General features: G+C 58.8%; 19 protein-coding genes and 4 tRNA genes. 10 read left to right on the top strand and 13 right to left on the bottom strand.

The window, feature by feature from the left end:
- Nucleotides 1–58: 58 nt before the first annotated feature.
- Nucleotides 59–778, bottom strand: a complete 720-nt coding sequence (bamJ, locus tag KI231_RS08900) for a BamJ family beta-barrel-assembly machinery protein (RefSeq protein WP_103306955.1) — start codon at nt 776–778, stop codon at nt 59–61.
- 270 nt (nt 779–1048) lie between these two features.
- Here bamJ and KI231_RS08895 point away from each other — a divergent pair, with 270 nt between their 5' ends.
- Both KI231_RS08895 and KI231_RS08890 read left to right on the top strand, forming a co-directional pair.
- Nucleotides 1049–2857: a di-heme-cytochrome C peroxidase gene (locus KI231_RS08895; RefSeq protein WP_213028010.1), complete on the top strand. Its 1809-nt coding sequence runs from the start codon at nt 1049–1051 to the stop codon at nt 2855–2857.
- Nucleotides 2854–4017: a catalase family protein gene (locus KI231_RS08890; protein ID WP_213028009.1), complete on the top strand. Its 1164-nt coding sequence runs from the start codon at nt 2854–2856 to the stop codon at nt 4015–4017. Before KI231_RS08895 ends, KI231_RS08890 begins: the two co-directional genes overlap by 4 nt.
- Here the strand turns inward: KI231_RS08890 and KI231_RS08885 are convergent, their stop codons facing one another.
- The 5 genes from KI231_RS08885 to KI231_RS08865 form a co-directional block, all read right to left on the bottom strand.
- Nucleotides 4018–5433, bottom strand: coding sequence for a hypothetical protein (locus tag KI231_RS08885; protein ID WP_213028008.1), 1416 nt, complete (start codon nt 5431–5433; stop codon nt 4018–4020).
- A gap of 142 nt (nt 5434–5575) precedes the next feature.
- Nucleotides 5576–5652 (bottom strand) — tRNA-Asp (locus tag KI231_RS08880).
- 19 nt (nt 5653–5671) lie between these two features.
- Nucleotides 5672–5747 (bottom strand) — tRNA-Val (locus tag KI231_RS08875).
- Nucleotides 5748–5937: 190 nt separating this feature from the next.
- Nucleotides 5938–6014 (bottom strand) — tRNA-Asp (locus KI231_RS08870).
- 19 nt (nt 6015–6033) lie between these two features.
- Nucleotides 6034–6109: transfer RNA gene (locus tag KI231_RS08865), tRNA-Val, on the bottom strand.
- A 159-nt stretch (nt 6110–6268) separates the two neighbouring features.
- On the opposite strand from KI231_RS08865, the gene rdgC reads away from it, so the two are divergent.
- The 3 genes from rdgC (at nt 6269) to sugE (ending at nt 8752) form a co-directional block, all read left to right on the top strand.
- Nucleotides 6269–7189 (top strand): recombination-associated protein RdgC, encoded by a 921-nt coding sequence (rdgC, locus tag KI231_RS08860; protein ID WP_103306951.1) that lies wholly within the window; start codon nt 6269–6271, stop codon nt 7187–7189.
- 164 nt (nt 7190–7353) lie between these two features.
- The gene (locus tag KI231_RS08855) at nt 7354–8319 is read left to right on the top strand and encodes a bile acid:sodium symporter family protein (RefSeq protein ID WP_213028007.1); all 966 of its coding nucleotides are present in this window, start codon (nt 7354–7356) and stop codon (nt 8317–8319) included.
- A gap of 118 nt (nt 8320–8437) precedes the next feature.
- Nucleotides 8438–8752 carry a quaternary ammonium compound efflux SMR transporter SugE gene (sugE, locus tag KI231_RS08850; protein WP_127652648.1) on the top strand — a complete coding sequence of 105 codons (315 nt, stop codon included), beginning with the start codon at nt 8438–8440 and terminating at the stop codon, nt 8750–8752.
- 123 nt (nt 8753–8875) lie between these two features.
- On the opposite strand, the gene KI231_RS08845 is transcribed toward sugE, so the two are convergent.
- From KI231_RS08845 to KI231_RS08830, 4 genes are all read right to left on the bottom strand, one after another.
- Nucleotides 8876–10750, bottom strand: a complete 1875-nt coding sequence (locus KI231_RS08845) for an MFS transporter (RefSeq protein WP_103306948.1) — start codon at nt 10748–10750, stop codon at nt 8876–8878.
- A gap of 96 nt (nt 10751–10846) precedes the next feature.
- The gene (locus KI231_RS08840) at nt 10847–11998 is read right to left on the bottom strand and encodes a TDT family transporter (protein WP_213028760.1); all 1152 of its coding nucleotides are present in this window, start codon (nt 11996–11998) and stop codon (nt 10847–10849) included.
- 105 nt (nt 11999–12103) lie between these two features.
- Nucleotides 12104–12415 (bottom strand): cupin domain-containing protein, encoded by a 312-nt coding sequence (locus KI231_RS08835; protein WP_213028006.1) that lies wholly within the window; start codon nt 12413–12415, stop codon nt 12104–12106.
- 52 nt (nt 12416–12467) lie between these two features.
- Complete coding sequence (locus KI231_RS08830; protein WP_213028005.1) at nt 12468–13655, bottom strand: MFS transporter; 1188 nt, start codon at nt 13653–13655, stop codon at nt 12468–12470.
- 91 nt (nt 13656–13746) lie between these two features.
- Between KI231_RS08830 and KI231_RS08825 the strand changes: the two genes are divergently transcribed.
- Both KI231_RS08825 and KI231_RS08820 read left to right on the top strand, forming a co-directional pair.
- Nucleotides 13747–14289: a TetR/AcrR family transcriptional regulator gene (locus KI231_RS08825; protein ID WP_103306944.1), complete on the top strand. Its 543-nt coding sequence runs from the start codon at nt 13747–13749 to the stop codon at nt 14287–14289.
- A gap of 246 nt (nt 14290–14535) precedes the next feature.
- The gene (locus KI231_RS08820) at nt 14536–18006 is read left to right on the top strand and encodes a hybrid sensor histidine kinase/response regulator (RefSeq protein WP_213028004.1); all 3471 of its coding nucleotides are present in this window, start codon (nt 14536–14538) and stop codon (nt 18004–18006) included.
- A 163-nt stretch (nt 18007–18169) separates the two neighbouring features.
- Here the strand turns inward: KI231_RS08820 and KI231_RS08815 are convergent, their stop codons facing one another.
- Nucleotides 18170–19534, bottom strand: a complete 1365-nt coding sequence (locus tag KI231_RS08815) for a DNA recombination protein RmuC (protein WP_213028759.1) — start codon at nt 19532–19534, stop codon at nt 18170–18172.
- Nucleotides 19535–19709: 175 nt separating this feature from the next.
- Nucleotides 19710–20033, bottom strand: coding sequence for an SEL1-like repeat protein (locus KI231_RS08810; protein WP_103306941.1), 324 nt, complete (start codon nt 20031–20033; stop codon nt 19710–19712).
- A gap of 963 nt (nt 20034–20996) precedes the next feature.
- On the opposite strand from KI231_RS08810, the gene KI231_RS08805 reads away from it, so the two are divergent.
- The 3 genes from KI231_RS08805 (at nt 20997) to KI231_RS08795 (ending at nt 23397) form a co-directional block, all read left to right on the top strand.
- On the top strand, nt 20997–21221 hold the full coding sequence (locus KI231_RS08805; protein WP_064586664.1) for a hypothetical protein: 225 nt from the start codon (nt 20997–20999) through the stop codon (nt 21219–21221).
- Between the two features lie 275 nt (nt 21222–21496).
- A complete protein-coding gene (locus KI231_RS08800) occupies nt 21497–21979 on the top strand; it encodes a hypothetical protein (RefSeq protein ID WP_103306940.1) in 483 nt (160 codons plus the stop codon).
- Nucleotides 21980–22125: 146 nt separating this feature from the next.
- A complete protein-coding gene (locus KI231_RS08795; RefSeq protein ID WP_213028003.1) occupies nt 22126–23397 on the top strand; it encodes an OmpP1/FadL family transporter in 1272 nt (423 codons plus the stop codon).
- Nucleotides 23398–23517: 120 nt separating this feature from the next.
- On the opposite strand, the gene KI231_RS08790 is transcribed toward KI231_RS08795, so the two are convergent.
- Nucleotides 23518–24078: a glutathione peroxidase gene (locus KI231_RS08790; protein ID WP_103306938.1), complete on the bottom strand. Its 561-nt coding sequence runs from the start codon at nt 24076–24078 to the stop codon at nt 23518–23520.
- Between the last annotated feature and the right edge of the window lie 40 nt (nt 24079–24118).

Here is a 24118-nt window from a genome sequence, read left to right as displayed (position 1 = left end):
GGTCCAGATGCAACAACGCCCCGCATAAGCGAGGCGTTGTTGTTGAAGCCCTGGCCGATTACTTGGCGGCAGCAGCGTCTTCTTTGGCTGGATCCTTGATGGCCAGCAGTTCCAGATCGAAAACCAGAACCGAGTTGGCCGGGATTGCCGGGCTTGGCGATTGTGCGCCGTAAGCCAGATCGCTAGGGATGTACAGTTTGTACTTCTCGCCAACGTGCATCAGTTGCAGACCTTCAACCCAACCCGGGATCACGCCGCTCACCGGCAGATCGATCGGGCTGCCGCGCTCGACGGAGCTGTCGAAAACGGTGCCGTTGGTCAGCTTGCCGGTGTAGTGAACGGTCACTACGTCGGTAGGCTTAGGCTGTGGGCCGTCAGCTTTCTTGACCACTTCGTACTGCAAGCCCGAGGCGGTGGTAGTCACGCCAGCCTTCTTGCCGTTTTCTTCGAGGAACTTCTTGCCGGCAGCTGCCGACTCTTCGCTCATCTTGGCCATGCGCTCTTCGGCACGCTTTTGCAGCGCGGCGAAAGCTTCGACCAGTTCTTCATCTTTCAGCTTCTGTTCTTTCTTGCCGACGGCATCTTCGATGCCCTGGGCTACCGCTTTGGAGTCCAGGTCATCCATGCCTTCCTGAGCCAGGCTCTTGCCCATGTTCAGGCCGATACCGTAGGAAGCTTTTTGCGCCGGGGTTTTCAGCTCTACGCTGGTCTGCGAATCACAACCCGCGAGGACCAGGCTAACCAGGGCTACCGCCGCCGCCAACCGATGCTGTTTCATGCTATTTCCTTGTTCATGCGCCGAAAGGGCAATCGAGTAAAGCCGCGAGCTTATCAGGCCGCCACGACCAATGGCTACCGGCATGAGAGCAGTAAACCTGCGATAAGTTCAGGGACCAAAACGCATTTGGGCAAACGGATGATGAAGCTTCTGTCATCTGATCCTGAGCGCGAGCGAATCACCCATCCTTATGACTTGGCGTAATGGCCACTTGCCGCACCGGGTCAAGCTCAGGCATAACAGCGCAACAATTCGACAAGGATGTTTATCTTGCGCCTCTTATTCCGTGTGCTGACCCTGATCGTCGTGCTGCTTGGACTCGTCCTTGCGGTGGTGTTGTATTACGTCGCCAATCCGAAATTACCCTTCTACACCCCCGTGCAGCAGGTGCATTACCTGAATCAGTGGTCGCAGGCAGAACGCCAGACCTACTACTTCACGCCACAGGGCACTCAGGTCAAAGGATTGCGTTACGAGTGGTTCCAGGCGCTGGAGTTGCCCTTTTCGCAACAGCGTTTCGCCTCTCCCGAATACCTCGCACGCTTTGGCTTTCTGATTGATCCACAACAGAAAGCCACGCCAAACAACCCCGGCAATCTTCCTGTCGGCTTTGCGCGGCACCAGAATCCCGGAAGCACCGAGCAATATCTGGACATAACTTGCGCCGCTTGCCATACCGGCGAATTGCGCTTTAACGGCCAAGCCGTGCGTATTGATGGCGGCTCGGCGCAACACGTATTGCCTTCCAGTGTTCCTACGCTGCGCGGCGGCAGTTTCGGACAAGCCTTGGTCGCCAGTCTGACCTCGACTTACTACAACCCATGGAAATTCGAACGCTTCGCGCGCAAGGTGCTGGGCAATGACTACGACGCACGCCGCGAGCAACTGCGCAAAGACTTCAAAGGCTCGCTGAACACCTTTCTGAAAGTCGCCTGGAACGACACCCACCGTGGCCTCTACCCCACCGAAGAAGGCCCGGGACGCACCGATGCATTCGGGCGGATTGCCAACGCGACGTTCGGCGATGCCATTTCTCCCGCCAACTATCGCGTCGCCAACGCGCCGGTGGACTACCCGCAGTTGTGGGACATGTGGACGTTCGACTGGGTGCAGTGGAACGGTTCTGCGCAACAGCCGATGGCGCGCAACATCGGCGAGGCATTGGGTGTCGGCGCCACCCTGAACTTCTTCGACGCCAATGGCCAACCGCTGCAAGGTGATGAACGCTATGCCTCCAGCGTCCGTGTGCGTGATCTGCACAAAATCGAAGAAACCCTGCAGCGCCTGCAACCACCCGCGTGGCCGGAAGACGTGTTTGGCGTCGTCGATAAAGCGCTGGCGGCCAGGGGGCGCGCACTGTTTACCGAAAACTGCGCCGGCTGCCACGTTCCGCGCAAGACTCAGGAAGGCGAACGCTGGGTGCAACATTTGCACCTGTTGCCAGTGGAGGTGATCGGCACCGATCCGAATGCTGCCAACAACATCGCCAGCCATCGTTTCGACCTCACGGCCCTGCAATGGGACTTGAAGGAGCTGGAAAAAATGGACGTGAAACTGCACCCGTCACCCGAGGAGCCGCTAGATCTGAGCCAGTTATCCGTGGCCAAAGGCCTGGCGTACGTCACCGCATTCGTCGAAAACCGCGCTTACCGCGAAGCCAACGTCACTGCGCAAGAGAAACCGCGACTCGACGGTTTCGGCCTGCCGATCGGTGTGCGCGAAAAAGTCGCCTACAAGGCTCGCCCACTGGCCGGCGTCTGGGCCACTGCGCCGTTTCTGCACAACGGTTCGGTGCCGAGCCTTTATCAGTTGCTGTCGCCGCAGGATGAGCGCGCCACCACCTTCTATAAAGGCAGCTTCGAATACGATCCGCGTCATCTGGGCTATCGCACCGAGGCTTTTACCAACGGCTTCCTGTTCGACACGCGGATCACCGGCAACCACAACAGCGGGCATGAATTCCGTGCGGGTGAACGCGGCAACGGCGTCATCGGCCGCTGGTTGCAGCCCGAAGAACGTTGGGCGTTGCTGGAATACCTGAAAGTCCTTGGCGGTCCACTGGAGGCGCAATTGCCATGATCTCGACCTTCAAGAAAGACCTCCCGCCGCTGGCCCGGATCTGGTTGTGGCTGGGGCGCCTCCTGGGCAAAACCCTGCTGTTGTTACTCGCCATCGGACTGCTCGGCTGGGCCGTTGCCTGGGCCTGGTTTGCCTGGCAGCACCGTGGCCCGGTTTCCGCGCTGGAGCAGATTCCGCCGGGCGAGTCGGCCATGACTCAAGAGGTGATCCAGACCGCCGTGCGCATTGTTGATCAGCACCGCGAGCCGACCCGCTATCTGCGCGACGCTCACGCCAAGGCGCATGGTTGCGTGAAGGCGCAGGTGCTGGTTCTGCCGCAACTTGCCCAGTCGTTGCAGCAGGGCGTGTTCAGCGAGCCGGGGAAAACCTGGCAAGCGCTGATTCGCCTGTCCAACGGCAACGCCTATCCGCAGTTCGACAGCATCCGCGATGCCCGGGGCATGGCGATCAAACTGCTCGACGTACCCGGCAAACCCTTGCTCGACAACCGCCAGCAACAGCATGAGCAAGACTTCGTGATGTTCAGTCATCCGAACTTCTTTGTCAGTGATGTCGCCGAGTATCGTCAGAATGTGGCGGCGCAAGCTGACGGCAAAAAGGTCATGGCGTTTTTCCCCGGTTGGGATCCCCGCACCTGGCAAGTCCGGCATCTGTTTATTGCCCTGGCGACCTTGTCGCCTGCGCCGGACAGCCCGACACGGACCACGTATTTCTCGGTCTCGCCGTACAAGTTCGGCGAGTCGAACGCCAAGTTCCGAGTAACGCCGGATCCCGACAATTGCCCGGCCTACACCCTGCCCCAACAAAACCAGGATCTGCCGAACTTCCTGCGCAGCGCCCTGTATCAGCAACTCTCGACGGATCGCGTACCGGCCTGTTTCCTGCTGCAGATTCAGCGCCAGGATGCCAACAAATACATGCCGATCGAGGACACCAGCATCGAGTGGCGCGAGCAGGATTCGCCGTTCGAAACCGTGGCCCGTATCACCGTGCCACCTCAGGATTTCGATACACCGCAGCAGAACCTCGATTGCGACAACCTGTCTTTCAACCCCTGGTTCGGCATTGAAGCGCACCGCCCGATTGGCGGGATCAATCGCCTGCGCAAAGCGGTGTACGAGGCGGTCAGCGACTATCGTCATCAGCGCAATGGCGGTTGATCACGGCTCTTGCTGTGCGGCAGATGACGCCATGACTCTTCCAGCCTGGGGCCATGCAGCACTGGGGAGCAGGACGCTGAGAATTCCGGCGCTGGCGACTTTGTCGATCAACATCTGCGCACTGATGTCGCCGGAGTTGATTTTTTGCTCAAGGTCTTGGGTGAGTTCGGCGATCAACTCGCGAACCTTGGGCAGTATCGGTTTGGCGAAACGCAAGACAGCGCCGTCGGGGGTGATTGCAAAAATGCGTTGATGAGGCGCCTCACTGACCCGTGCCAGACTGACTTTGAGGTCGGCGGTAGAGAAAAAATTGCGCGAAAGATCGGTCCCGCCCGATGTCGGCGATGGTTGAATCGAGTGATAAATACCAAGCACGCGAAAGGCTCGGGGGATGCGCGGCTGACCCTGTTGATTCCCGGGAAACAGCGCACTGCGGTCAAAGCTCGCGTATTGGCGGGAGACCGGCTCGGTGACGATCAGAAAATCACTGACGTTATGTTTGAGAATAAAACCGACACTGGGATTTGCCGACGGCAACGCGGGTAATTGTTTTCGCAGATAGACGGCTGCTTCTTTTGCATTTCGACAGATCGGACCAAAGATCGGCATGGTTTTAAGCGCCGGTGGTGCCTGCAGAATGTCCGACCGCCAACTGGCTTTGAGCCGGCCACGGTGCCGCCAGAGATCCCCGGGAACCACAACGGTTACCTTTCCAGCCGCCACCGCCAACAGGATCCACAGGCTGCTGGGAATCGAACCCTCTTCATACAGGATCTGAAAACGTCGCGAATCGCCATCCGGGTTCGGCGCAAGGCGCGGCGACAGTTCCTGTTCAAACGGTAGATTGGTCGACGTGTACGAGAGAAGTCCGCCGTTACCGGCACTCAGATAACATTTCGAGTATTTTCGATGCGGATTCATCACCGCAGACAAATCGGCAATGGTGAAGAAGCGATTGCGCTGAACCCATTCCGTGGTGGCTTCGTCGGCGCCTTGAACCTTGGCCGGGTGCGCATGGAAACTCGCTTCGAGGGAAAAACCTCTGGGAATGATCAACTGGCCATTCGCACCGGCAGTCACTGCCCACTCTCGACGCGGATCCTTGGCTGGATCAGGGAGTTTTTCCTCGACCCCGCTGGCTTTAGCCTCGATCCGCTGAACGCAATAGAAGCGCTCGTCCGCGCTTTTCAGAATGAACCAGTGCAACTCGGTACTTCGCGGCGGTTTCAGCAGGCCGTGCAGACACGCTGCGGCATCATCGCTCGAGAGAAATGCAGGTTTGTCTGCCATGAATGACAGCGCATTCGTGTCGTCGGCAGAAACGGTAGCGGTTGCAGAGGGAGTTGGGGGCATGCGGTCGGGCTCTCGGCAGGCAATGGAATCGGCGCCATGACCTGATGAGGTCATGGAAAACAAGGTCCATTGTCCGAAAACGATGCGACTGGCAGGCACTACATAGATATAGGCCGTGAAGAAAACCCAAACGCCAGACAGCAAAAAGCCCGCACTAGGCGGGCTTTCTGTGGAATCTGGCGTTCAGTGTTCCAGATTCCGAATATGGCGCAGCGGACGGGACTCGAACCCGCGACCCCCGGCGTGACAGGCCGGTATTCTAACCGACTGAACTACCGCTGCGCGAAACGCTTGAAACGAATGGTGGGTGATGACGGGATCGAACCGCCGACATTCTGCTTGTAAGGCAGACGCTCTCCCAGCTGAGCTAATCACCCTTCGCTTCGTTACGGGACGCATTATGCCACAAGTTTTCGTAAAGTGTTGATTTAATTGAAGTTTTTTTCAAATAAATCCGAAAACCGGTGAAACGACACATCTCGAAGGTACAACTCGAGGCAGAAAAAAACCCGCCTTGGCGGGTTTTTCCGTGGTGACCTGGCGTTCAGTGTTCCAGGTTACCGAATATGGCGCAGCGGACGGGACTCGAACCCGCGACCCCCGGCGTGACAGGCCGGTATTCTAACCGACTGAACTACCGCTGCGCTAAACACTTGAAACGAATGGTGGGTGATGACGGGATCGAACCGCCGACATTCTGCTTGTAAGGCAGACGCTCTCCCAGCTGAGCTAATCACCCTTCGCTTCGGTGTGGCGCGCATTCTACGGAGCGACCCCACCTCTGGCAAGCACTTTTTTAAATAATTTTCTCAGGCCTTCCAAAGGCTTAGAGAAGGGTTGGCCTATGCCACGGCGAAGACAATAATGCCCCCCTTTGTATAAAGGAGAGACTCACCCCATGTGGTTCAAAAACCTGCTTATCTATCGCCTGACCCAAGACCTGCCTGTCGATGCCGAGGCGCTGGAAACTGCACTGGCCACCAAACTGGCGCGTCCATGTGCAAGCCAGGAGTTGACCACCTACGGTTTCGTCGCGCCGTTCGGCAAAGGCGAAGATGCTCCATTGGTGCACGTCAGCGGTGATTTCCTGCTGATCGCTGCACGTAAAGAAGAACGCATTCTGCCGGGCAGCGTCGTACGCGATGCGGTCAAGGAAAAGGTCGAAGAGATCGAAGCCGAGCAGATGCGCAAGGTCTATAAGAAGGAACGCGACCAGATCAAGGATGAAATCATCCAGGCGTTCCTGCCGCGCGCCTTTATCCGTCGTTCGTCGACCTTCGCCGCCATCGCGCCGAAACAAGGCCTGATCCTGGTCAACTCGGCCAGCCCGAAACGTGCCGAAGATCTGCTTTCGACCATTCGTGAAGTGATCGGCACCCTGCCCGTTCGTCCGCTGACCGTGAAAATGGCGCCGACCGCAGTCATGACCGATTGGGTGACCACGCAGAAAGCCGCCGACGACTTCTATGTGCTGGACGAGTGCGAACTGCGCGACACCCACGAAGACGGCGGCATCGTGCGCTGCAAGCGTCAGGACCTGACCAGCGAAGAAATCCAGCTGCACCTGAGCACCGGCAAAGTCGTTACTCAATTGTCGTTGGCCTGGCAGGACAAGCTGTCGTTCATGCTCGATGACAAGATGACCGTCAAACGCCTGAAGTTCGAAGATCTGTTGCAGGATCAGGCGGAACAGGACGGCGGCGACGAGGCCCTGGGTCAACTGGACGCCAGCTTCACCCTGATGATGCTGACGTTCGGTGATTTCCTGCCGGCGCTGGTGGAAGCGTTGGGTGGCGAAGAGACTCCGCAGGGGATCTGAACATAACCGGTTTCAACTGAAGAAACCGGGGTCTACTGTGGGAGCTGGCTTGCCAGCGATAGCGGTGTTACAGATAGCTCATATGCCGTCTGACACACCGCCATCGCTGGCAAGCCAGCTCCCACAATGTTATGTGGTGTTCACTCAATAATAAGGAACAAGCCATGCGCGCACTGGCTGCACTCAGCCGCTTTGTCGGCAATACCTTCGCTTACTGGGTTCTGATTTTCGCGGTCATCGCGTTCCTGCAACCGGCATGGTTCCTCGGCCTCAAAAGCGCGATCGTGCCGCTGCTGGGCCTGGTGATGTTCGGCATGGGCCTGACCCTCAAACTTGATGATTTCGCCGCTGTCGCCCGCCACCCGTGGCGTGTCGCGCTGGGCGTAGTCGCGCATTTCGTGATCATGCCCGGAGTGGCGTGGTTGCTCTGCCAGGTATTTCACCTGCCGCCGGAAATCGCCGTCGGAGTGATCCTGGTCGGTTGCTGCCCGAGCGGCACCTCATCCAACGTGATGACCTGGCTGGCCCGTGGCGATCTGGCGTTGTCGGTGGCCATTGCCGCCGTGACCACCCTCCTCGCCCCGCTGCTGACCCCGGCGTTGATCTGGCTGTTGGCTTCGGCGTGGTTGCCGGTGTCGTTCATGGAGTTGTTCTGGTCGATCCTGCAAGTGGTGCTGCTGCCGATCATTCTCGGTGTGGTTGCGCAACGCCTGCTCGGTGACAAGGTCCGCCATGCGGTGGAGGTGTTGCCGCTGGTGTCGGTGATCAGCATCGTGATTATCGTCACCGCTGTAGTGGCGGCCAGTCAGGCGAAAATCGCCGAATCGGGTCTGCTGATCATGGCGGTGGTGATGCTGCACAACAGTTTCGGCTACTTGCTGGGTTACTTCACCGGTCGCCTGTTCAAATTACCGCTGGCGCAGCGCAAGTCGCTGGCGCTGGAGGTCGGCATGCAGAACTCGGGATTGGGCGCCGCTTTGGCCAGTGCACACTTCTCGCCACTGGCGGCGGTACCAAGTGCATTGTTCAGTGTCTGGCACAACATTTCCGGGGCACTCCTTTCAACCTATTTCCGGCGCATGAGTGAGAAGGAAGATCGCGAAGCATTGGCGCAACAGGCCGTCGACTGAGCTGAAACTTGATCCCCGGATCAAGGCTCGGCAATATGTCGCGCAACGCGGGGACGACCCTGCGGCTCGATCGAGTTTTTAATCTGGGGACGACCCCGTCAATCGATGGAGGTCTCTCATGTCCTGGATCATTCTGTTTTTCGCCGGCCTGTTTGAAGTCGGCTGGGCCGTCGGCCTGAAATACACCGATGGCTTCACCCGCCCGCTCCCCACCGTATTGACCGTTGCGGCCATGGCCATCAGCCTTGGCCTCCTGGGTCTGGCGATGAAGGAATTGCCGCTGGGCACGGCTTATGCGATCTGGACCGGGGTCGGTGCCGTGGGCACGGTGATTGCCGGAATCATTCTGTTTGGCGAGTCGATGGCGTTGATTCGGCTGGCCAGTGTGGCGTTGATCATCACTGGTTTGATCGGCCTTAAAATTAGCGCTTAGGCCTCTGGCCCCATCGCTGGCAAGCCAGCTCCCACAAGGATTTCCGGTGAACACAAATGCTGTGTACACCCAGGAAACCTGTGGGAGCTGGCTTGCCAACGATAGGGCCAGTCCCTTCACCGACTATCTAACGGCGCCCCGCAAATCGCCCACCAACGTCTGCAACTTCTCTGGCTGCGCTGCCTCGACGTCCACAGGCGCACCCGCCACCAATGTCACCCGCGACCACAACCGGCGGAACACACCCTTGTTCGGGTCGCGACTGAAGAAACTCCCCCACAAGCCCTGCAACGCCAGCGGAATTACCGGCACCGGCGTTTCCTCGATAATCCGCGTCAGCCCACCCTTGAACTCATTGATCTCGCCATCGGCAGTCAACTTGCCCTCAGGGAAGATGCACACCAGCTCACCGTCCTTCAGATACTGGGCAATGCGGCTGAAGGCTTTTTCGTAGATCTGAATGTCTTCATTGCGTCCGGCAATCGGAATCGTCCCCGCCGTACGAAAGATAAAGTTCAGCACCGGCAAGTTGTAGATCTTGTAGTACATGACAAAGCGAATCGGCCGACGCACCGCGCCGCCGATCAGCAAAGCGTCGACAAACGACACGTGGTTGCACACCAGCAACGCCGCGCCTTCATCCGGTATAGCTTCAAGGTTGCGATGCTCGACGCGGTACATGGAATGGCTGAGCAGCCAGATCATGAAACGCATGCTGAACTCGGGAACGATCTTGAAGATGTAAGCGTTGACGCCGATGTTCAGCAGCGACACCACGAGGAACAGTTGCGGGATCGACAGTTTGACCACGCTCAACAACACGATCGAGACAATCGCCGACACCACCATGAATAGCGCGTTGAGAATGTTGTTGGCGGCAATCACTCGCGCCCGCTCGTTCTCGGCCGTGCGCGACTGGATCAATGCGTACAGCGGCACGATGTAGAAGCCGCCGAAAATGCCGAGGCCGAGAATGTCCACCAACACTGCCCAGGTGTGAGCAAAGCCCAGGACTTCGGTCCAGCTGTGGCCAGTGACACTGTCGGGAATCCCACCGGAATGCCACCACAGCAGCAAGCCGAACACCGTCAGACCGAATGAGCCAAACGGCACCAGACCGATCTCGACTTTGCGCCCGGAGAGCTTTTCGCAGAGCATCGAACCCAGCGCGATACCCACCGAGAACACGGTGAGAATCAGCGTGACCACGGTTTCATCGCCGTGCATCCACTCCTTGGCGTAGGCCGGGATCTGCGTCAGGTAAATCGCCCCGACAAACCAGAACCACGAGTTGCCGACAATCGAGCGCGATACTGCGGGCGTCTGGCCCAGGCCCAGTTTCAGGGTCGCCCAGGATTGGCTGAAGATGTTCCAGTTCAGACGCATTTCCGGTGACGAGGCCGCCGCGCGGGGAATGCTGCGGCTGGCCAGATAACCCAGCACGGCGATGCCGACGATGGCGGTCGACACCAGCGGCGCGTAGTGGGTCGAGGACATGATGACCCCGGCACCGATGGTCCCTGCAAGAATCGCGAGGAACGTGCCCATCTCCACCAGACCGTTGCCGCCGACCAATTCCTCTTCACGCAAGGCCTGCGGCAGGATCGAATACTTCACCGGCCCGAACAGCGCCGAATGGGTGCCCATCGCGAACAGCGCCACCAGCATCAGCGACAAGTGATCGAAAAGGAAACCGACCGAGCCCACCGCCATGATGGCGATTTCCGCAAGTTTGATCAGACGGATCAGCGCGTCCTTGGCGAACTTCTCGCCGAACTGCCCGGCCAGCGCCGAAAACAGGAAGAACGGCAGAATAAACAGCAGCGCACACAGGTTGACCCAGATCGAGCGATCACCCTCGATGGTCAGCCGGTAGAGAATGGCGAGGATCAGCGACTGTTTAAACACGTTGTCGTTGAACGCACCGAGCGACTGCGTGATGAAAAACGGCAGGAAGCGCCGGGTGCGCAGCAGGTTGAACTGTGAGGGGTGACTCATCTTCCGTGTTTTCCTGATGTTGGGTAGAGAGGCCTGGGTTCTTGTATTGGAATCTCGAACCGCGATCCAGGCCACACATTACCTAAACTTTTCAGGTTATTTCTTCAAACCTGCAATGCACGGCGAAACAAACAGCTCACCACGCCATGCCCCTTGCACGGTGCGCTTGCCGACAATCAGCCACATCAAGGCCAACAGGGCCACCAGCACGTAACCAACCACACTGAAAAACCCGAGGTTCAGCGTACTGGCAAGCTTGAGCGTTGCCAGCGAATACACGCCCAATGGAAAGGTGAACCCCCACCAACCGAGGTTGAACGGAATACCGTCGCGCAGATAACGCACGGTGATCAGCAGTGCCATCAGCATCCACCACAGACCAAAGCCCCACAGTGTGATCCCCGCCACCAAGCCAATGCCGGAAGCGATTTCGCCAATGCCCGGCAGGCCGTTGGCGGCGAAGATGGCCGGCGCGTCGGCCCCCAGCAGCAACATGCCCAGCGCACCAGTGCCAATCGGGCCGAGGGCCAGCCAGCTCGATGCAGCCATATTCTCGTGAGGAAGTTTGTGCAGGGCCATGCGCAGCAACAGGATTGTGAGAATGCTGAACGCTACCGGTAGGGAAAACGCCCAGAGCACGTAGCTTGTGGTCAACACCACCAGTTGCGAGTGGGCATCGGTCAGATGCGGAGCGAGCAAACCGCCGCTGGCCGCCGCCACTTCCGCAGCCACCACCGGCAACAGCCAAACCGCCGTCATCTGGTCGATGCTGTGTTCCTGACGGGTAAACATCATGTAGGGAATCAACACGCCACACGCCAGAGACATCGCCACATCAATCCACCACAGCACTTCGGCCAGCTGGATGACACCCTCGCCCCAACGCGGCAGACCAAACAACAGAAAGCCGTTGATGATCGTTGCCATTCCCATGGGAATGGTGCCGAAGAACATCGATACGGTGGAATGGCCGAAAATCCGCCGCGCCTCGTCGAAAAACAGGATCCAGCGTGCGGCGTATGCAGCGGTAAACAATGTGAACAACAGGATGTTGAAAAGCCACAGCCCTTCGGCCACGGCATGCATCCCGGGAATCGCCACCGGCAAATTCGCCAGTGCCAGCGCCAGCACACCAGTACCCATGGTTGCGGCGAACCAGTTCGGAGTGAATTGACGGATCACTTCACGCGGATGCTGAAGTTGGCTGAGCGGCTTGATGCCGGGTTTGGCGCTGTTAGGGCAAATCATCATGAACTCCTGTCCTCGGGTGAGGTTGAATCCATGGTAGATCCGAATCGAATATCTATATAACGGGTAATTTCTCTAACTGTTATCTGTTCTATAGATAAGCAGTCAAACACTACCTTCGCTTTCGATGACCAGAATCCGTGCGACGCCCTGCGGATGCGCGACATGTTCGGTACCGACCGAGGCGTAGAAGATGTCGCCAACTTCCAACTGCACCTGTTTTTCTTCACCTTCCTCGCGGTAATGCATCGACACTTTGCCGTCGAGCACCACGAACACTTCCTCGCCGTCATTGACGTGCCACTTGTACGGCTGATCAGTCCAGTGCAGGCGTGTGGTGATGCCGTTCATGTTGGCGATATCGAGCGCGCCCCAGGCGCGGTCGGCGGTGAAGGTCTTGCTGCGAATAATCTTCATGAATCGATCCGTGAGAAGAGTGGCCGGGCAAGGCTAACCGAAACCGCTGTGCTTATGGAGCGCTGCACACCTTGGCAGATCGAGGACGCAGACTGAGCAACAGCGCTGCCACGGCCAACACGATCAGCACCCCGCCATACACATCAGTCGTGGCCAGCAATCCGAGTTGGTGGGTGAAGTGCCCGGCTAATAAAGCAGGCACGCAAAACGCCAGATAGCTCAGCACGTAAAACGCCGACATCAACCCGGCCCGCTCATGCGGTAACGCCAGCGGCACCAGGCTGCGCACCGCGCCGAGAAAGCCTGAGCCGAAACCACACCCGGCGACCAGCGTGCCGAGGAAAAACAGCGACAGACTGGCGCTGTGCACACCGAGCAGAATCAGCACCAGACCACTTGGCAGCAGGCTTGCGCCGAGTTGCAAAGCGCGCGTGGCGGGACGATTGCGCAGGGTGAAGATCATCAGGGCGCCGGTGACGGTCAGTGCCGCGACGGTTGCGCCGCCGATCAGATTGGATGTGGAACCAGTGGCCGTGCGCACCAGCGACGGCGCCAGTGATGCGTAGAAACCGCCGAGCGCCCAGGTCGCGGTGTTCAGCGGCAGCACTCGCCACAACGTTGAACGCGCCTGAGCCGGGACATGCAGCGTCGGCCGCAACGACGCCCAGGCCCCAGGCTGCGGGCTGACAATTTCCGGCAGGCGCCAGACATACAGTGCTTGCAGCACAAACAGCGCGAGCAGCAGCCAGTACGTCAGTTGCAACGGCGCCGGAGCGAACTCGGCCAGCAGGCCACAGCCCATGGCTCCCAACGCCATACCCAGCAACGGCGCAACACTGTTGATCAGCGGACCTTGCTGACGGTCGGTGTCGAGCAACGTTGCACTTAATACGGCAGTGGCCATGCCGGTCGCGAAGCCTTGCAGCACCCGCGCACTGATCAGCCAGGTGACGCTGTCGGCGCTGATGAACAACAGCATCGCCAGCGCATTGAGCAGAACGGCAGCGAAGATCACCGGTTTACGCCCGAGATGATCGGACAGCGATCCGACGGTTAACAGCGCCGCCAGCAAACTCAGAGCGTAGACGCCGAAAATCAACGTCAGCATGGCTGCCGAGAAATGCAGCTGATCCTGATACAGGTGATACAACGGCGTCGGCGCCGTGGAAGCGGCGAGAAAACTCAGTAAGGTGATCGCCAGAAACCACAGGCTGGGACGATTGGATGCAAGGCTATTCATGTGCACACTCCGCAAAAGCTAATTTTTTGCTTTTGCGGAGTGTGCTCTCGGCCTGTGCTTAAAGCAAATTCTTTGTGTTAAGGTCTGCCGCATGGCTATTAAAGAAGGTTTACGCCCCGGTGGTCGCAGTGCCCGGGTGCAAGAGTCGATTCATTCGGCAGTCCGCGCGCTCCTGCAAGAACAGGAGCGTTCGACCGTGACCGTCCCGCAAATCGCCGCACGCGCAGGCGTTACGCCGTCGACGATTTATCGACGCTGGGGTGATCTGGCGGCCTTACTGGCCGACGTCGCCCTCGCCCGCATGCGTCCTGACAGCGAACCGGCAGAAACCGGCAGTTTGCGCAGCGATATCCGCGCGTGGGCCGAGCAGTATCTCGACGAGATGAGTTCCGAGCCTGGACGCAACATGATGCGCGACGTGCAGGCGAGTGCCACGCCGGGGTATTGCGTGACGATTATCGGCGCGCAGTTGCAGACGATCATTGAGCGGCATCCGGATGAGCCGGCACCGAGCGTTGATCATTTGATCAATCTGGTGGTGGCGCCGGTGGTGTTTCGCATTCTGTTTTCCGCGGCGGCGTTGCAGGTGGAGGAATTGCACCGGTTGATTGATATCGCGCTGAAACAGGACTGACGCCATCGCTGGCAAGCCAGCTCCCACAGGGATCTCCAGCGAATGCAAATTTTGTATACGCCCTGAAAACTGTGGGAGCTGGCTTGCCAGCGATGAGGCCGCCCAGTCACTGCAAAAACCACCCGGTTCCACACCTGCGACACCCCGCCACTCCACGACCTTGGTCGACACTGACTAACCGCCGCACTCATGCGAGACTGTCCGCCCGGGCAGGACTGCCGGGGAGTCTTCTGTCGGGAGTGTTGCATGTCGTTGTCCACCGGGCTGATCGCCGCCGTCGCTCTGGCCTATATGGCCATCATGTTCGCCATCGCCTTCTACGGCGACCGTCGCAGCACGCCGCTGCCGCCACGGATGCGTGCCTGGGTGTACAGCTTGTCGCTGGCGGTTTATTGCACCAGTTGGACGTTTTTCGGCGCGGTCGGTCAAGCCGCTGAACAGTTGTGGTCATTCCTGCCGATTTACCTCGGGCCGATCCTGCTGCTGGTCTGTGCACCGTGGGTCCTGCAAAAAATGGTGATGATCAGCAAACAGGAGAACATCACCTCCATCGCTGACTTCATTGCCGCGCGCTACGGCAAATCGCAATCGCTGGCGGTGGTCGTCGCGCTGATCTGTCTGGTCGGCGTTCTGCCCTACATCGCTCTGCAACTCAAAGGCATCGTCCTCGGCGTGAACCTGCTGATCGGCGCCGGGGCCGATGCAATGGGCACCCGCGCCCAGGACACCGCGTTGATCGTGTCGCTGGTGCTGGCGCTGTTCACCATTGTTTTCGGCACGCGCAACCTCGACGCCACCGAACACCACCGGGGCATGGTGCTGGCGATTGCATTCGAATCGCTGGTCAAGCTGTTCGCCTTTCTCGCCGTCGGCGCCTTCGTCACTTATGGCCTGTATGACGGTTTCGACGACCTGTTCAATCAGGCGATGCTCGCCCCGCGCCTGGAGGAATACTGGAAAGAAACCATCAACTGGCCGTCGATGGTGGTGCAGACCGGCGTGGCCATGATGGCGATCATCTGCCTGCCGCGGCAGTTTCACGTCACCGTGGTGGAGAACATCGATCCGCAGGATCTGCGCCTGGCCAAATGGGTGTTCCCGGCGTACCTCGCGCTGGCCGCGCTGTTTGTAGTGCCAATCGCCCTCGCCGGTCAGATGCTGCTCCCGAGCAACGTGCTGCCTGATTCATTCGTGATCAGCCTGCCACTGGCCCAGGCCCACCCGGCGCTGGCCATGCTGGCGTTTATCGGCGGCGCTTCAGCCGCCACCGGCATGGTCATCGTCGCCAGCGTGGCGCTGTCGACCATGGTTTCCAACGACATGCTGTTGCCGTGGTTGCTGCGGCGCAACAATGCCGAGCGTCCGTTCGAGGTATTTCGTCAGTGGATGTTGTCGGTACGCCGAGTGAGCATCGTGCTGATTCTGCTGCTGGCTTATGTCAGCTATCGATTGCTCGGTTCCACGGCGAGTCTGGCGACCATCGGCCAGATCGCCTTCGCCGCCGTGACGCAACTGGCGCCGGCGATGCTCGGCGCGCTGTACTGGAAACAGGCTAACCGGCGTGGCGTGTTTGCCGGCCTCGCCGCCGGCACATTCCTCTGGTTTTACACGCTGATCCTGCCGATTGCCGCGCGCAGTCTCGGCTGGTCGCTGGACACCTTCCCCGGTCTGGCGTGGCTGCACAGCAACCCGCTGAACTTGCCGATCACGCCATTGACCCAAGGCGTGGTGCTGTCGCTGGCGGGCAACTTCACCTTGTTCGCCTGGGTCTCGGTGTTGTCCCGCACGCGGGTGTCGGAGCACTGGCAGGCCGGGCGCTTCATCGGTCAGGAAATCAGCGCCCGCCCGAGTGCACGCTCGATGCTGGCGGTACAGATCGATGATCTGTTGCAACTGGCCGCGCGCTTTGTCGGTGAAGAACGTGCCCGCCAGAGCTTCATTCGATTCGCCTACCGCCAAGGCAAAGCCTTCAACCCCAATCAGAACGCCGACGGTGAATGGATTGCCCATACCGAACGTTTGCTGGCCGGCGTGCTGGGCGCCTCTTCGACGCGAGCGGTAGTAAAAGCCGCCATCGAAGGTCGGGAAATGCAGCTGGAGGACGTCGTGCGAATCGCCGACGAAGCTTCCGAGGTGTTGCAGTTCAACCGCGCCCTGCTGCAAGGCGCCATCGAGAACATCACCCAAGGCATCAGCGTGGTCGACCAGTCGTTGAAACTGGTGGCGTGGAACCGGCGTTACCTGGAACTGTTCAACTACCCGGACGGACTGATCAGCGTCGGCCGGCCGATTGCCGACATCATTCGCTACAACGCCGAGCGTGGCTTGTGCGGTCCCGGCGAGGCGGAAGTCCACGTCGCCCGGCGTTTGCACTGGATGCGGCAGGGTCGCGCGCACACCTCTGAACGGCTGTTCCCCAACGGCCGGGTGATCGAGCTGATCGGCAACCCGATGCCGGGCGGCGGTTTTGTCATGAGTTTTACCGACATTACCGCGTTCCGCGAGGCCGAGCAGGCCTTGACCGAAGCCAACGAAGGCCTGGAGCAACGGGTCAGCGAACGGACTCAGGAGCTGTCGCAACTCAACGTCGCGCTGACCGAAGCCAAGGGCACCGCCGAGGCCGCCAACCAGTCGAAAACCCGCTTCCTCGCCGCCGTCAGCCATGACTTGATGCAGCCCTTGAACGCCGCTCGCCTGTTCTCCGCCGCCCTCTCCCACCAGGATGACGGTTTGAGCAGCGAGGCGCAGAAACTGGTGCAGCACCTCGACAGTTCGTTGCGTTCGGCCGAAGACCTGATCAGCGATCTGCTGGACATTTCCCGCCTGGAAAACGGCAAGATCAACCCGGATCGCAAGCCTTTTGCGGTCAATGAGCTGTTCGACACGCTCGGCGCCGAGTTCAAGGCGCAGGCTCAGGAACAAGGGTTGACCTTCCGCGTACGCGGCAGCCATTTGCGCATCGACAGCGACATCAAGTTGCTGCGGCGGATCCTGCAGAACTTCCTCACCAACGCGTTCCGCTACGCCAAAGGCCCGGTGCTGCTGGGCGTACGGCGCCGCACCGGCGAGTTGTGCCTGGAGGTGTGGGATCGCGGGCCGGGCATTCCTGAAGACAAGCAGCAGGTGATTTTCGAGGAATTCAAACGCCTCGACAGTCATCAGACCCGCGCCGAAAAAGGTCTCGGCCTCGGGCTGGCGATCGCCGACGGCTTGTGTCGCGTACTCGGTCATACATTGCGTGTGCGCTCGTGGCCGGGGCGCGGCAGTGTGTTTAGCGTCAGTGTGCCGCTGGCTCGCACGCAGACCGTGCCGGCCAGCGCTGCTGTCGAGATAAACGGCAAGATGCTGAGCGGCGCGCAGGTGCTGTGCGTCGATAACGAAGACAGCATTCTGATTGGCATGAACAGCCTGTTGAGCCGTTGGGGTTGTCAGGTCTGGACGGCGCGCAATCGTGAGGAATGTGCAGCGTTGCTCAGCGACGGGGTGCGGCCGCAAGTGGCGCTGGTCGACTACCACCTCGATCACGGGGATACCGGGACCGAGTTGATGGCATGGTTACGCACGAGTCTGGGTGAGCCGGTGCCAGGCGTGGTGATCAGTGCCGACGGGCGACCAGAGATGGTTGCGCAGGTGCATGCGGCAGGGCTGGATTATCTGGCCAAACCGGTGAAGCCGGCGGCGCTGCGGGCGTTGTTGAGTCGCCATTTACCGCTGTAACGCAAAGATAGCGCAAGACCTGTGGCGAGGGAGCTTGCTCCCGCTCGGCTGCGCAGCAGGCGCCAAACCATTCAACGCGGTGTTTCAGATAAATCGGAATCGGGGTTTTCGGGGGTGCTTCGCCCCCCAGCGGGAGCAAGCTCCCTCGCCACAAAAATCGGGTTTACTCAGGCAACTCGACCAACCCGTCGACATCCGTCATCGCTCGCTCCAGCAGATCCGCCGGCAAGCTTTTGCTCGCCCGCGCGCCGAGCAGTTTGAGCTGCTCACTGCGGCTGACCAGGTTGCCGCGTCCTTCTGTCAGCTTGTTGCGCGCCGAGCTGTAGGCTTTGTCCAGTTGCTGCAGGCGATTGCCGACCTCGTCCAGATCCTGAATGAACAACACGAACTTGTCGTACAGCCATCCGGCCCGCTCGGCGATTTCCCGGGCGTTCTGGCTCTGGCGTTCCTGTTTCCACAGGCTGTCGATGACCCGCAACGTCGCCAGCAACGTGGTCGGACTGACGATCACGATGTTGCGGTCGAACGCGTCCTGAAACAGCGTCGGCTCAGCCTGTAATGCCGCCGAAAAAGCCGCTTCGATGGGCACGAACAGCAGAACGAAATCGAGGCTGTGCAGGCCCTCCAGACGTTTGTAGTCCTTGCCCGACAAGCCCTTGACGTGATTACGCAGGGACAGCACGTGCTGTTTGATCGCGATCTGCCCGAGGGTGTCGTCTTCGGCGGCAACGTACTGTTGATAGGCGGTCAGGCTGACCTTGGAGTCGACCACGACCTGTTTGTCGCCTGGCAGGTAAATGATCACGTCGGGCTGGAAGCGCTCACCGTCCGGGCCCTTGAGGTTGACCTGCGTCTGGTACTCGCGGCCCTTCTCCAGGCCGGCATGTTCCAGCACGCGTTCGAGGATCAACTCACCCCAGTTACCTTGGGTTTTCTGGCCTTTCAAGGCGCGGGTCAAGTTGGTGGCTTCATCGCTCAAGCGCAGATTGAGCGCTTGCAAACGCTCCAGTTCCTTGGCCAGCGAAAAGCGCTCGCGAGCCTCGGCCTGATAGCTTTCTTCCACGCGTTTTTCGAAAGACTGGATGCGCTCTTTCAACGGATCGAGCAACTGGCCGAGACGTTGTTGACTGGTCTCGGCAAAACGCTGTTCGCGCTCGTCGAAGATCTTGCCCGCCAGTTCGGCGAACTGCGCACGCAACTCATCACGCGAGCCTTGCAAGTCATTAAGGCGTTGTTGATGGCTTTCCTGCTGCTCGCGCAATTCGGCGTTCAGCGATGCCGCCTGAGCGTCGAGGCGACGCAGTTCGGCTTCCTTGTTGGCCCGCTCGATGTTCCAGGCATGGGAAGCGTCACGGGCGTCATCGCGCTCGATCTGCAACAACTCGACTTCGCGACGCAGGGCTGCCAATTCAGCTTGTTTGGCCGCGTTGGCCTGGCCGAGGTCAGCGACTTCGTCGCGACTGGCCTCCAGTTGAGCGTTGAGCCCGTCCTGTGCCAGTTGCGCCATGGCCAGTCGCTCTTCGAGCAAGGCCACTTCGGCTTGCCCGCTGCTCGCCCGGCGCTGCAGTTGCCAGGCCAGTGCCAGCAACGGCAGCCCTGCCGCTGCGAGCCCCAGCAATACGCTGGTCAAGTCCATAGCCATAGCGATTCCTGCCGATCCGATAAAGCCTGAAGGTTAACCAAGGTGTCAGAACTTGGACAGCTCAGTCTTCGATGAGACCGAGTTCCTGTTGCGCACGAAGGTCGCCGGCGCGCGCGGCCTGACGCAACAGATCGTGACCGATGCGGCGATCGCGGGCATTCCCGCATTCACGGCACATCAACTGTCCGAGACGGCTTTGCGCGGCGACCACGCCTTCGCGCGCCGGTTGCTTGAGCAAGCGACCCGCAAGGTGCTTGGCATTGTGACTGTCGCTCAGGCGCGGGCTGTCGAGCAGCCATTCGGCCACACGTACGGAAAATCGCTTTGGCGACGTAACACGAGGAGGTTCTGAGGTAACAGAGTCTGATACTGAGCGAAACTTCATAAAACACTGTGGGACAGATCGGAAGGCGCGCCACTCTACTCTCTTTTTCTTACAGGTAAAGTCGAAAAACAACCCGGCACGCCCGTCCTAGAGCAAGCGCTCGGGACAATCCACAGAAGCTGTGGATAACTCAGTGGACAACCGCCCTTCAACCCTCGCAAAGCCTTGTGGAATGGGGCTCGCAGTCAAACTGACGATTTTTTCACCAACAAAAAAAAGCGATGTTTTTCATTGACTTAAACTTTCGTTACAGGCAGCCATCGGGGTCAGGATTGATGTGACAGCGTCGTTACAGCTCGCGCAACTAATGTGCACAAGTACCTGTTACCCGGTTATATCGATGCGCTTTTTCCGGTCGTTTTAGCTGTCTGCCTGGGGATAAGCGGCTCTAAAACGCGGCTTGATGGAAAAACATTCACTGACCGGTGGTCGATATGTGAGCCGATTCGGGGCGATTCAATGGAATGCAAAGCAGACTTGGCCAGAGATTTCAATAATTTTTCAACAAAGGTTTGCTTTAACAAAAATGATCCATTACTATCCGCGGCGTTAGTACCAAGCTGAAAGTCAATTCCGGTCGAACATATCCCCACGGTCAGCCTTCTTCCAAGAAGCCCTTACCGAAAAAAGCGGGAACGACCCCTCGATGGTTTCCAGGTAAATCTTTCCGCGATACGGCCTTTGAATAATGCAAAGGGTGTTGCGAAGACCACTTACTCTGACCGAACCAGCCTGCAAATTGATCAGGATCTTCACCCCGGGCCCAGAACCTTTGCCCTTGATGTGATGCCTGTCCTCCTAAGTACCTACCTGCCAGCCCAAGCGCGCTCACTTATCAGCGCTTCAAACTGGCTGCTTTGTTCCAGTCGGGTTCTTTGTTCGACCAATGGTGGTCGACATTACTGGAACGTTTTAACGTTGCACGGTTCTTATCCGTGTCATTTGTAGGAACACCTAATAACTATGTCTACTCAAATCCATACTCAGGATGCCATTCGCACCCTAACCAACGCTTTTGCACCAATGAACTGCCTGATCATGGCCGCTCGCAAAGGCTGCTTCAGCTTCACCGTAGTCAATGAACACGGGATCGCCCGCCACAGCGAGCGTCTGTACCCCGATCAATACTCCAGCGCCGAACCGCTGCAGGCCGTGATCGATCGTACCCGTCAGGCACTGGTTGCCTGAAAGCCGAAAAGGCTGCAAAAAGCAAAAGCCCCGCTTAAAACGCGGGGCTTTTTATTGCCTGATGTTTCACTTTGCGCGGTCAGCGCTTAAGCACCTTCCGATATAACGGTTATAACGGGTCGGCGGAAATATTTTAAAAACAGGCCTTTACGTCGCGAATATGACACTACACTTCAACTCAAGCGGCGTGATCCGCTTCCGGCGAGCCTGAGTCGATCCACCGCTGCCAAGGCCCCTTCAGGTATCGCCGCCCAATAACAAGATCCGAGGGATTTATGGGTATCGCTGCCAGCGAACTGTGTCGCTATGTGATCCGTCCTACGCTGATTTATCTGGGACGTCACTGCGCGACCGCCGAATCCCTGCTGCTGGGCATCGCCGCCAGCCAGTCTGCCCTCGGGTCCGCCCTGCATGACCGCCGTGGCCACGGCCTCTACCGCATCGCCGAGCATCGCCATCAGGCGCTTTGGGATCACTACCTGGCGCTCGATCCGGAGCGTGCAAGCCTGGTGCGCGGTCTCGCCAGCCAGCATGCCTTTCTCAGCGGCCCGCACCTGGAATTGACCGTCAACCTGCGTTACGCCACGGCGATCGCCTGGCTGCTGGTGGAAGAACAAAACCCTACTCTCCCCGACCCGAATGACTTGCTCGGTATGGCGCGTATCTGGCGTCAGACCTTTCAACCTCAAGGTCGTCTGCGTGACTTCACCTGCGCTTGGCAAACCTGTGTTTCACCGCTGAATCAGGTCGCTTGCTGACCAAGCAGTTTCACAAGATCGCCCAACAGGCAGTGATTCTGGTCGGATTGTCCTACAAAACCGCTCTAACTCAAGGCATACGGACTATAGCGCCGAGACGAAAATGTTGGTAATTTTCGCCCCGGTGATCACCAGGAGTTCTAATAATGAAAAAAGTAATGCTCAAAACCACCCTTAGTCTTGCCGTAACCGTGGCATCCACCCAGATCTTCGCAGCTGGCTTTGCCATCAACGAACACAGCATCAGCGGGATGGGGACTGGGTACGCCGGGCGATCTTCTTCTGCCGACGACGCAAGCACTGTTTATGGCAACCCTGCCGGCATGTCGCGCATCAAGCGCGAACAAGTCACGGGCGGTGTTGCATTCCTCGACGCAAAAACCGATATCAGCGACGCCAGCTCCAGCCCTAACCGCGGTAGCAACAAAGGCGACATGGTGCCCTTCACCTCCGTACCTATGGGCTTCTACGTCAAACCGATTGACGACCATTGGGCATTCGGTCTCGGTGTATACGTGCCGTTCGGCCTGATTACTGACTACGAGAAAAACTTTGCCGGCCGCTACTTCGGCAGCAAGTCTGAAGTACAAGTCATCACCTTCCAGCCGACTGTCAGCTACGCCTTCAACGACAAGGTATCGATCGGTTTCGGTCCGACCATCAACCGCATCGACGGTACGCTGGAATCCAACCTGTCGATCACTCAGGCCGCGCCGGATGGCAAGGTCAAGATCAAGGGTGACGACACCGCGCTGGGCTACAACATCGGCGTGCTGGTACAAGCCACTGATACCACTCGTCTGGGTCTGACTTACCACTCGAAAGTCGACTACAAGCTGGAAGGCAACACCAAGGTCAACTACGGTGTGCTCGGTGCAGTCGGTCTGGGCGCCAACCAGAAGTACGATGCTTCGTTGAAGATCACCACGCCTGAATCGATCGACTTCTCGGTCACTCAAGCGATCAACGACCGCTGGAACGTCTACGCCGGTTCGACCTGGACCCGCTGGAGCCAGCTGGAAAAGATCACCGTCAAGAACTCCGGTGTGCAGCCGCTGCTGGCCGGTCAGTTCGGCGAGATCACCGAAGACCAGAACTGGCACGATTCCTGGGCTTACGCCGTGGGTACTTCGTACCAGTTGAACAAGGAATGGGTACTGCGAACCGGTCTGACCTTCGACCAGTCGCCGACCAACAACGTCGACCGTTCGCCACGTATTCCTACCGGCGACCGGACCATCTTCAGCATCGGTGCCGGCTGGAGCCCGACCGAAGACCTGACCATCGACGTTGCTTACTCGTACCTGAAGGAAGAGTCGGTCAAGATCCGCAACGAAAACGATCGTGGCCAGAGCTACAACGCCAAGTATGAAAACTCGGCAAACGGCTTCGGTGTCGGCGCGACTTACCGCTTCTGATGCTGCACGGCGAGGCTAACCCCCTCGCCCACAAAAAAGCCCCGCTCTCTTTGCAGAAGCGGGGCTTTTTTGTGCCTGGCGTTCGCCCTCAGAAACGAGCAGGCTCGCTCCCACAAGAGCTCAGTTCTTCAGGGGTTTCGAGGCGATGGCTTTCTCGATTGCGGCGATAAATTCCGGATCATCGGGCTTGGTCAGGCTGGAGAAATTCGCGATGACCTTGCCCTGACGATCGATCACATATTTGTAGAAATTCCATTTTGGCGCACTGCTTTGGGCAGCGAGCACCTGGAACAGATGGGTGGCATCGTCACCACGGACTTTCTGCGGTTCGGTCATGGCGAACGTCACGCCATAGTTGGCGTAGCAGACCTTGGCGGTCTCGGCGCTGTCCTTGGACTCTTGCTTGAAGTCATTGGAAGGCACGCCGAGCATTTGCAACCCCTGCCCTTCGTAGCGTTTGTGCAGCGCTTCAAGGCCTTCGAACTGCGGCGCAAAACCACAGAAACTGGCGGTATTGACCACCACCAGCGGCTTATCGGCGTACTGCTTGCACAGATCGATGGATTCCTTGGCTCGCAGCTTGGGCAGCGAACCTTGCAACACTTCCGGGCAATCCGCCGCCTGGGCCAGGCCAGTCAACGCCACCAGCAACGCGGGAACAGCACACCAGCGCATCAGCATGTCGTACATCCTTGAGCAGTCGTCAGACTTCGACGTTACT

Origin of the sequence: Pseudomonas sp. Seg1, from assembly GCF_018326005.1 — a bacterium.
GTDB lineage: Bacteria > Pseudomonadota > Gammaproteobacteria > Pseudomonadales > Pseudomonadaceae > Aquipseudomonas.
This window is presented reverse-complemented; position numbering and strand designations above follow the sequence as displayed.